Here is a 9,234-nt window from a genome sequence, read left to right on the forward strand (position 1 = left end):
GGGCGGGGGCGGCCCCCCGCCGCCCCCCCCCCGCCCGGTGTCAGCCGTCGCGCCCGTCGGTCCGGCGCCGGTAGAGGGTGAAGGTGTCCACCGGGGTGAGGTCGCCGTGCGGCCCGTCGAAGGTGTAGTAGGTGACCTTCATGGTGGTGGTCGCACCGCGCCGGTCGCCGGGGTCGACCTCGAAGGCGGCGAAGCCGTGGGCATGTTCGCGGTCCTGGACGGCGGCCCACGGCGCGTCCTCGGTGAGCCAGACCGACTCCCGGTAGGGCGCTCCCGGCTTGGGGTCCTCCAGCCCGACGACGACCCGGCCCTTGGGCACCGGGAAGAGGTCGTCCTGGGTGGTGGCGGCGTTGCCGCCGGCACCGATGATCATGTGGACGGTGCCCCGCCCGGTGTCGACCATGTCGGTGCGGGTGTCGGTCGGCACCGGGGTGCGGGTGTCGTTGGGCAGCGTGCCGCGGACGGGGTGGGAGCGCTCGTAGTAGTGCTCGTGGCCGCACAGCACCAGGTCGACCCCGTAGGCGTCGAACAGTTCGCCCCAGGTCTCGCGGATGCCGAGGTCGCTGCCGGCGCCGTGCATGGAGCTGGAGATCATCGGGTGGTGCATGCACACCACGATCCAGTCGATCCCCCGGTTGCCCCGGGCGGCACGCAGTTCGCGTTCCAGCCAGCGCCGTTGGGCTCCGCCGGAGTAGCCGCGGAGGTAGATGTCGCCGGAGTTCTGGATGGCCACGTCGTCGTTGGCGAGGCTGATGAACCGCACCGAGCCGACGGTGAAGGCGTACCACATGCCCCGGGTCTCCTCGTCGGAGGAGGCCGTGGAGTCGGGGAGGGAGAAGTAGGCCTGGTAGCCGAGGGCGCCGATCGGCCCGTTGCCGCCCTCGTTCTCGTGGTTGCCGACGCAGGGCATCCAGGGGCGCAGCCGGGTGGAGCGGCTGTTGCTGATGAACCAGTCGGCCCAGGTCGCGGTGCGGCTCTGGCCGTGGCGGCCGGCGTAGGAGGAGTAGCAGAGGTCGCCGTTGATGAGGTTGAACAGCGGGCCGACGCGCTCCACGGCGGAGACGATGTCGGCGGAGGCCGAGGTGCCGACCTGGCTGCTCATGAAGACCGGGTACTTGCCGAGCGGCGAGGGCATGCCGTCGGGGAAGGTGATCCGGCGCCGGAGGTTGGGTGCGGCCTGGTCGCCGAAGCTGGTGAAGGTGAAGGGGGCGCGGCCGCGCGGGGCGGTGGTGAAGGTGCCCGTCTCGGCGGCGGTGCCGTCGTGGCCGGCGCTGTAGAGGTAGGTGGTGCCGGGGCGCAGGCCGGTGAGCCGGGCGTGGTGGACGTACACGTCGGCCTTGTCCAGCGAGTCCCGGTAGGTACGGGTCTCGGCCTGGACGACCCGGCCGAGACCGCCGTCCGTCGTGCCGTACCGGACCTGCGGGCGGCGGACGGACTGCGGGGTGAGCCAGGAGACGGTCATCTCCGTACTCGCGTCGGTGCCGAACTGCAGGTGCAGGCCGGTCACCGCGGCCGTGCCGACCCGGTGCGGGGTGGTCTGGAGTAAGGGGCCGGTGGGCGCGTCGTCGGCCGGCCCGGCGGCCGCGGGTTGCGCGGCCGCCGTCGAACCTGCGGCCACCAGGGCGGCTCCGGCCGCCGATGTGCCCTTGAGGATGGACCTGCGTGCAATGGTCATGAGTCTCCGCCTGTCGAGTGGGGGATCGACGGGCAGTCACTTTAATGGCATGTACACGCAAAGACGATCGTTTCTGCGCCCTCCGGGTTTGACGGTCGTCGAAATGACGGAATATCGGCGGTGGCAGGCCGTAGCCGGACGGCCGCGCCCACCGCCGGCTACACCTTGCGGCCCACTCCCCCGTACACCGGGACCTGCTCGTCGGCCAACGACGGGGACGGGGCGTCGCCCAGCTCCGGGTGCCAGTGGTTGATCAGCACCACACCCGGGGCGTCGAGTTCGAGCCCCGCGAAGAAGCGCTCCACACCCTCGCGGGACCGCATGTGCACCTCGATCCCGGCCTCCGCGTAGCGGCGGGCGCCGATCTCGGCCCGGTCGGGCGCGGTGTCCCCGGTCCCGGCGGTCAGCGCGAGGAAGCTGCCGACGGGCAGCGCGTCCAGGAGCTTGCGGACGGGCGGGTGCGCGGCCTCGTCGGAGAGGAAGTGCACGATGTTGACCAGGGTCAGCGCGACCGGCTCGGTCAGGTCCAGGGTGGCGGCCACCCCCGGGTCCGCCAGGAACAGCTCCGGATCGCGCAGGTCGCCCTGGACGTAGGCGGTACGGCCCTCGGGGGTGCTGGTGAGCAGCGCGCGCGAGTGGGCCAGCACGATCGGGTCGTTGTCCACGTACACCACGCGGGACGCCGGGTCCACCGACTGGACGATCTCGTGCAGGTTGGGCGCGGTGGGGATGCCGGTGCCGACGTCCAGGAACTGCCGGATGCCGTGCACCTCCGCGAGCCGGCGGACCATCCGGTGCATCACCGCGCGGGCGGCGGTGGCCCCTTCCCGGGCGCCGGGCAGGTCGGCCATGACGCGGTCGCCGACCTCGCGGTCGGCGGGGAAGTTCGTCTTGCCGCCGAGCAGGTAGTCGTAGACCCGGGCGGAGTGCGCCCGGTCGGTCCGCAGGTCGACCTGCGGCGGCGCCTCGAAATCGGCCTCGGTGAGCCAGCTCTCGGAGGCGTCGACGCCGAACGCATCGGCATCGAACGCGTCGGTGCCGGACGCGTCGGTGCCGGACGCCCCGATGTCGAATCCGGCCGCGTCGGCTGCGGCCGCCCCCGGCGCGTCGGCGTCGAACGCGCTGCGCTGCGACCCGCTGCCCTCTGCACTCTCCGGTGCACTGTTGTCCGGCGTGTTGGCGTCCACGCTCGCCCTCCCCGTTCGGCGTCTGTCCGGACCACTCAACCACAGCCGATGATCGTCCGTCAGTCGGATGCGGGTGAACGCCCGGCCACGGTCCGGCCCTTCGCGACGGCGGCCGCGAACGAGGGCACCTTCGTCGCCGTCAGCAGCGCGAGGGCCGGACCGATCGTGCAGACGGTGACGTACCAGGGGATCACGCCGAGGCGGTGCCGGTCGCCGAGCCACTCGGCGAGCAGCGGGAAGGTACCGCCGAACGCGGCGATGGTGGCCGCGTTGACCACGCCGAGGCCGACCGCCCGCACCTCGGTCGGGAACAGCAGCCCGGTGAAGACGTTGAGGGTGCCGAGCACCGTCGCCACCAGCATTCCCAGCAGCACGGCGACGACCTGGAACGGCAGCCAGCCCTGGCGCAGCCCCGCGAGCAGCAGCCCGACCAGCGGGATCGGCAGGCCGAACCCGATCCGGGCGACCGGCAGGAGACCGAAGCGGTCGGCGGCGGCGCCGGTGAGCAGCATGGTGACCAGCACCACCCCGAGCACCACGGTCATGAACGAGGCCGCCGACTCCTTGTCGATCACGTGGTACGCGGCGGCGTACTGCGGCAGGTAGACCAGGGCGAAGTAGTAACCGACCGTCCCGCCGAGGGTGTTGAGGAAGACGGTGAGGGCCGCCCACCGGTGCGTGCGGAGCATCCGCAGGAACGGCGGGCGGCCGCCGACCGCCGCGTGTGCCCGGGCCCGATGGAATTCCGCACTCTCCGGCGCCGACCGCCGCACCCAGACCGCGGCCAGCCCGAGCAGCCCGGCGACCACGAAGCCCCAGCGCCAACCACCGTTCTCCAGGCCGGACTTGCCGATGGTGTGGATCAGCAGCGTGAGCACCCCGAAGGAGAGCAGCGAGCCGAGGATGATCCCGCCGTAGGACACCGAGCTGAAGGCGAAGCGGTGCCGCGGCGGGGCGGTCTCGGTCACGTACGCGGCCACGCTCGGCGCCTCCCCGCCGAAGGCGAGGCCCTGCACCACCCGCGCGACGACCGCCAGCGCCGCCGCCCAGACACCGATCCCGGCCTGCCCCGGCACCGCCGCGATGCCCAGACTGGCCGCGGCGATCACCGTCATGCCGAGGCTGAGCGCGAACCTGCGCCCCCGGGTGTCGCTGAGTCTCCCGATCAGGTACGAGCCGACCGGCCGGGCCCCGAAGCCCACCGCGAAGGTCACGTACGCCCCGAGCACGCCGCTGACCCCGTGCTTGCCGTGCCCGAAGAGGTCCGCCGCGAAGTACGGCGCGAGGACGGCGTAGATGTTCCAGTCGAAGGACTCGACCACGGACCCGACCGTCGCCGCCGCCAACTCCCGCCGCCGCCCGCCGACTTCCGACCGCTCACGGAGCGGGATCACCACACTGCTGTCTGTCATGGCCCCAGCATGACACCGTTCGGGGCACGGTGGAATCGGGCGGCCACCGGGTCCGGTGAGGGGTCTCGCCTGAAAATCCGATGTGACTGATGTGACAACCCGGTGATATTTGTGTGCGGTGCATTCGATGATCATCCGAACCTCCCGACGCGCCCTGCCCGCCGCAGCCGCGACCCTCGCCGCCGCCGCCCTGCTGGCCGGCTGCACCGGCGGGAGCAGCGGCAAGGCCGCGCCCGCGGCCACCACGGCCTCCGCCACCGCGCCGAGCGCCACCCCGACCCCCACGCCGACGGCCAAGCCGACCGGCGCCGCCGACCCGGCGCTCAAGGCCTTCTACGGCCAGCAACTCGCCTGGGCCGCCTGCCCGAAGGACCCGCAGAACGACGCCGACACCTCGGCCCTGCAGTGCGCCTCCCTCAAGGTGCCGCTCGACTACACCGCCCCGGCCACCGGAGTGCTGGACGTCGCCGTGGTGCGCAACCCCGCCACCAAGGCCGACCAGCGGATCGGCTCCCTGCTGCTCAACCCCGGCGGCCCGGGCGGCTCCGGCGTCCAGATGGTCACCTACAGTCCGAAGGACTTCGACGGCCCGGTCCACGACCGGTACGACATCGTCGGCTTCGACCCTCGCGGCGTGGCCGGCACCAGCCCGCTCAAGTGCCTCGACGACCAGGCCCGGGACGGCTGGCTCAACACCGACGCGCCCGGCGACGACCACGGCAAGCAGCTGGCCGACGCCTGCCAGGCCAAGTACGCCCAGGTCCTCCCCTTCGTCGGCACCCGCAACACCGCCCGGGACATGGACGTCCTGCGGGCCGCCCTCGGCGACCAGAAGCTCAGCTACCTCGGGATGTCCTACGGCACCTACCTCGGCTCGCTGTACGCCGAGGAGTTCCCGGACCGGGTCGGCCGGCTCGTCCTCGACGGCGCCACCTCGCCCTCCTTCTCCCTGGTGCAGCACAACATCGAGCAGCAGGCCGGCTTCGAACGCGCCCTGAAGGCCTTCGCCGCCGACTGCGTCACCAAGAACCCGTGCCCGCTCGGCACCGACGCCGGCCGCGCCCCTCAGAAGCTCGCCGACTTCCTCGACGGGCTCAAGGACAAGCCGCTGAAGTCCTCCAAGGGCCGCACCCTGACCTCCAGCGCGGCCTGGACCGGTGTGATCAGCCGGCTCTACGGCGGCGAGAAGGCCTGGAGCGGGCTGCGCAACGCCCTCGGCTGGGCGATGGCGCGCGGCAAGGCCGACGACCTGCTCACGCTGGCCGACGGTTACAACGGCCGCGACAAGGACGGCCACTACGAGGCCTCGGCCGACGCCTACACCGCCATCCACTGCGCCGACGGCGCCACCGACGCCCCGGCCGGCGAGCAGCTGCAGGCGGCACTCACCGACCTCGCCGCCAAGGCCCCGCTGGTCAGCAAGCACGACCCGCTCTCGGCGCTCTTCGACCCGGACTGCCGGATCTGGCCGTTCCGCGCCACCGAGAAGCCGCACGTCATCACGTCCACGGCCACCGCGCCGATCATCGTGGTCGGCACCACCGGCGACCCGGCCACCCCGTACGCGTGGGCCGAGAAGCTCACCACCGAGCTCGGCAACGCCGTCCTGCTCACCCGCGACGGCGAGGGCCACACCGCGTACGGCGCGAGCAAGTGCGTCCGCGCCTCGGTCGACGCCTTCCTGCTGGACGGCACCGTTCCGGCGGCGGGAACGCACTGCCCGACGGACTGATCCCCGCCCGGACGACAGCGGTCCCGCGTGTCCGGCTTCCCGGCCGGGCACACGGGACCGCTGTGCTTCCGCCCGCCGGTCAGTGCCCGGTGTGGTGGACGAACCGGTAGGTGTCGCGGTCGAGTTCGGTGACCTGGACGCCGATGGCGGCGGGCACGCCGATCGCGGAGCGCAGGACGGCGAGCACCCGGTCGGTCAGTTCGGCGCGCTGTTCGGCGCTGCGGCCGGCCAGGATCTTGACCTCGACCAGGACGACGGCCTCACCGGTGGTGCCGTCGCCGACCCGGTGGTGGGCGGCGGGGCGGAAGACGGTCTTGCAGTCGGCCACGGTGGTGTCGATGACGCCGGTGATCGCCCGGTGGACCTCGTCGGCCAGGGCCGCCCGGTCGAGGTCGAGTTCGGCCGAGTGGTCGACCAGGATCTGTGGCACGGGAACCTCCCAGGGAGTCGGACGGTGCGGCGCCGACGCTATCGCGGGCACGCCGCGGGCCCCGGCGCGGGGTGCGGCGCCGGGGCCCTGGGGACGTGGTGTGTCGGGCCGGGTCAGCAGCCGAAGTCGACCTTGCGGAACGTCACGTAGTGGTCGGCGGTGTAGTAGTCCTCGTGGTACTGCTTGCCGGTGATGATCCGGCGGGTGCCGCGGGTCGGGGAGCCCGGAGTCACCACGGTGTACTCGTGGTAGTAGCCGGTCGACTGGGAGGGCAGCACGCGCTCCCGGTTCTGGAAGACGACGCCGTCCTGGCTGTACGGGAACGGGCCGCCGGAGGCGATCAGGTTCAGGGTGGTGCGGGCCTGGGAGGGCAGCGCGGACTTGCACACCGAGCCGCTCACCGCGGCGTGCGCCTCGGTGGCGACGGCGATCGGCGCGAGGGTGACCAGGGCAACGGTGGCGGTGGCGGCGACGCGGGTCTTCCACGCGCGTAGAGTTCGGGTCATGACAACCAGCATGGCGACGGTCCGGGCCGCCCGGAAGTCCTGATCCAACTCTTCATCCGGGGTCAACTCGACGTACGCACAGGCGACGTGACCTGGTCGGTCACCGCCGATGCCGACTGCCACCCGCGAGGCGGGGACGGCCGCAGGACGGCGGGGCGGCGGGCCGGGCCGGCCCGCCGCGGTCCGGGCGTCAGCCGCGCGGCAGCACCAGGGACTGCACGGCCGGCACCTTGCGCCAGTCGCTCGACACGATGCTCGCGTGCGCCTTCGCCAACTGCTGGGCCCGGGCCCGCGCCTGGTCGGCCGTCGGGTCGGTGCCGCTGATCTCCGGCGCGACCTTGTGGGCGTCGGTCATCACCAACAGGTAGTGCGCGGCGTCGTACCAGGACGTGTCGATGCCGTTGAGGTAGGTCGCGGCGTCACCGTCGAAGACGACGAACCACGGCCGGATCGAGGCGTCCGCTCCGGTGTACCGGCCGCGCGGGTCGCCCGCCGCGGCGCCCAGCACGGACGGGAACACCTGGGCCTGGCCGATCCGGCCCGCCGCCGCCAGGTCGCGCAGGTGCCGCCCGTACTCGACGTCGGTGTGCAGGGTGTCGAAGGGGTTGCCCAACTCGACCGTTCCCGGGATCGCGTACAGCAGCACCTTCCCGGCGAGCGCCGAGCGGCTCGGCCAGTTGCCCGCCCGCACCGCCGCGTCCAGGCTCGGGTAGGAGCCGCCGCCGGGCTTGGCCAGCAGGTCCGCGGGGCGCAGCACGGCGGACCCGAGGTGCTGCGCGATCAGCGCGTCCAGTTGGTCGGGGCCCATCCCGAGGTTGGCGGAGAAGCCGGGCTTGAGCTCCAGCTTGACGACCAGCGGCCCGGCCGCCGGGTGCGCGGCGAGCCAGACCCGGACGTCGTCCAGGCAGTTCTCCAGGTTCTTGTCGGTGCCGCCGCCGTAGAGCTGGGCGGGGGTGGTCGCGGCGGTGCAGTTGTTGCCGTTGCCGAGCGGGTTGGAGTGGCTGACCTTCCACTCCTTGGTGACGACGTTCGGCCAGAGGTCCAGCTCGATCATCCCGGTGCCGGTGTCCAACCCCTGGGCCAGGTACGGGAAGGCGGCCGGGTCGTAGGTGTTGTGCAGGCCGACGGTGGTGGCCGAGCCGAACGGCAGGTCGCCCGTGCCGCTCGGGGCGGCGTCCGCCGGGGCGGTCGCGAACAGCGCGGCCGCACCGGCGAGCAGGCCGGTCGCGAGGAATCCGGACAGGGTACGGCGCATGGTCATGGGAACCCCCCGAGGTTCGGAACGTGCGGGCCGCCCACCTCCGGGCGGCCCGACGAAGCATCGCCGACCCGGGCGTGCTTCGCGTGAAGAAGGCACGACAATAGCGTGACGGGTGCACTGCTTCTCCCCCGGTCCCCTCCCCTTCGTCCACATCCGGCACTCGGGCCCGGCCCGCACGGGCCGGCCCGGACGCCCCCGCACGCACGGACCGCCGCCCGCGCCACGCCAGGCATGGTGACGGATCCTCGGGACGCCGGGCCCGCGGGTTAGCGTGGGCCCGCGAACAGGGTGCGGGCCCGCCCGCACCGAGGCGCCGAACGGCGGAGGAAGCCGATGTCCCTGGTCCGGGTCCACAACTTCTCGATCTCCCTCGACGGCTACGGCACCGGAGAGGGGCAGAGCCTCGACGCGCCGTTCGGCCACGCGGGCCACCGGCTGCACGGCTGGTTCTTCGGCACCCGGACGTTCCGGCGGATGCAGGGCAAGGAGGGCGGCGACACCGGCGTGGACGACGCGATGGCCCGCACCTGGGGCGACGGCATCGGGGCGGAGATCATGGGCCGTCACAAGTTCGGCCCCCAGCGCGGCCCCTGGCAGGACGAGGAGTGGAAGGGCTGGTGGGGCCCCAACCCGCCGTTCCACACCCCCGTCTTCGTCCTCACCCACCACCCGCGCCCGACGCTGGAGATGGAGGGCGGCACGACCTTCCACTTCATCGACGCCACGCCGGAGGAGGCACTGCGGCAGGCCCGCGAGGCGGCCGGCGGCGGGGACGTGCGGATCGGCGGCGGCCCGCGCACCGTCCGGGCCTTCCTGGAGGCCGACCTGGTCGACCACCTGCACGTGGTCGTGGTGCCGATCCTCCTCGGCCGGGGCGAGTCGCTCTGGACCGGTCTCGAAGGGCTCGAACAGCGGTTCCGCACCGAGGCGGTGGCCAGTCCGAGCGGCGTCACGCACCTCACCTTCACCCGGCCGTAGCGGGGCCCGCGCGCACAACGACGGTGGCCTCCCCGCACGCGCGGGGAGGCCCC

Annotated in this window: 8 protein-coding genes; 2 read left to right on the plus strand and 6 right to left on the minus strand. The window is 73.0% G+C overall.

Translation table 11 applies throughout. From position 1 onward, the window contains the following. Positions 1–40: 40 nt before the first annotated feature. From ACFV04_RS24470 to ACFV04_RS24480, 3 genes are all read right to left on the minus strand, one after another. The gene (locus ACFV04_RS24470; RefSeq protein ID WP_380532215.1) at positions 41–1,675 is read right to left on the minus strand and encodes a purple acid phosphatase family protein; all 1,635 of its coding nucleotides are present in this window, start codon (positions 1,673–1,675) and stop codon (positions 41–43) included. A gap of 158 nt (positions 1,676–1,833) precedes the next feature. After that, positions 1,834–2,622, minus strand: coding sequence for an SAM-dependent methyltransferase (locus ACFV04_RS24475; protein WP_380532310.1), 789 nt, complete (start codon positions 2,620–2,622; stop codon positions 1,834–1,836). 299 nt (positions 2,623–2,921) lie between these two features. After that, positions 2,922–4,274 (minus strand): MFS transporter, encoded by a 1,353-nt coding sequence (locus tag ACFV04_RS24480; RefSeq protein ID WP_380532218.1) that lies wholly within the window; start codon positions 4,272–4,274, stop codon positions 2,922–2,924. Positions 4,275–4,401: 127 nt separating this feature from the next. On the opposite strand from ACFV04_RS24480, the gene ACFV04_RS24485 reads away from it, so the two are divergent. Beyond that, positions 4,402–6,006: an alpha/beta hydrolase gene (locus ACFV04_RS24485; protein ID WP_380532221.1), complete on the plus strand. Its 1,605-nt coding sequence runs from the start codon at positions 4,402–4,404 to the stop codon at positions 6,004–6,006. A gap of 79 nt (positions 6,007–6,085) precedes the next feature. Here the strand turns inward: ACFV04_RS24485 and ACFV04_RS24490 are convergent, their stop codons facing one another. The 3 genes from ACFV04_RS24490 to ACFV04_RS24500 form a co-directional block, all read right to left on the minus strand. Next, on the minus strand, positions 6,086–6,436 hold the full coding sequence (locus tag ACFV04_RS24490; RefSeq protein ID WP_380532224.1) for a 5-carboxymethyl-2-hydroxymuconate Delta-isomerase: 351 nt from the start codon (positions 6,434–6,436) through the stop codon (positions 6,086–6,088). Between the two features lie 113 nt (positions 6,437–6,549). After that, the gene (locus ACFV04_RS24495; RefSeq protein ID WP_380532227.1) at positions 6,550–6,942 is read right to left on the minus strand and encodes a ribonuclease domain-containing protein; all 393 of its coding nucleotides are present in this window, start codon (positions 6,940–6,942) and stop codon (positions 6,550–6,552) included. A gap of 190 nt (positions 6,943–7,132) precedes the next feature. Next, positions 7,133–8,203, minus strand: coding sequence for a phosphatidylinositol-specific phospholipase C domain-containing protein (locus ACFV04_RS24500; protein ID WP_380532230.1), 1,071 nt, complete (start codon positions 8,201–8,203; stop codon positions 7,133–7,135). 333 nt (positions 8,204–8,536) lie between these two features. Here ACFV04_RS24500 and ACFV04_RS24505 point away from each other — a divergent pair, with 333 nt between their 5' ends. Then, positions 8,537–9,181 carry a dihydrofolate reductase family protein gene (locus ACFV04_RS24505; protein ID WP_360264179.1) on the plus strand — a complete coding sequence of 215 codons (645 nt, stop codon included), beginning with the start codon at positions 8,537–8,539 and terminating at the stop codon, positions 9,179–9,181. Positions 9,182–9,234 lie beyond the last annotated feature (53 nt).

This window comes from Kitasatospora sp. NPDC059599 (assembly GCF_042735125.1).
In the GTDB taxonomy this organism is placed as follows: Bacteria; Actinomycetota; Actinomycetes; order Streptomycetales; family Streptomycetaceae; genus Kitasatospora.

What these genes read in the sequence shown, in the direction of transcription:
- ACFV04_RS24470 (WP_380532215.1), bottom strand. Translation starts at nt 1,675, where the DNA reads ATGACCATTGCACGCAGGTCCATCCTCAAGGGCACATCGGCGGCCGGA.
- ACFV04_RS24480 (WP_380532218.1), bottom strand. Translation starts at nt 4,274, where the DNA reads ATGACAGACAGCAGTGTGGTGATCCCGCTCCGTGAGCGGTCGGAAGTC.
- ACFV04_RS24485 (WP_380532221.1), top strand. Translation starts at nt 4,402, where the DNA reads ATGATCATCCGAACCTCCCGACGCGCCCTGCCCGCCGCAGCCGCGACC.
- ACFV04_RS24495 (WP_380532227.1), bottom strand. Translation starts at nt 6,942, where the DNA reads ATGACCCGAACTCTACGCGCGTGGAAGACCCGCGTCGCCGCCACCGCC.
- ACFV04_RS24500 (WP_380532230.1), bottom strand. Translation starts at nt 8,203, where the DNA reads ATGACCATGCGCCGTACCCTGTCCGGATTCCTCGCGACCGGCCTGCTC.
- ACFV04_RS24505 (WP_360264179.1), top strand. Translation starts at nt 8,537, where the DNA reads ATGTCCCTGGTCCGGGTCCACAACTTCTCGATCTCCCTCGACGGCTAC.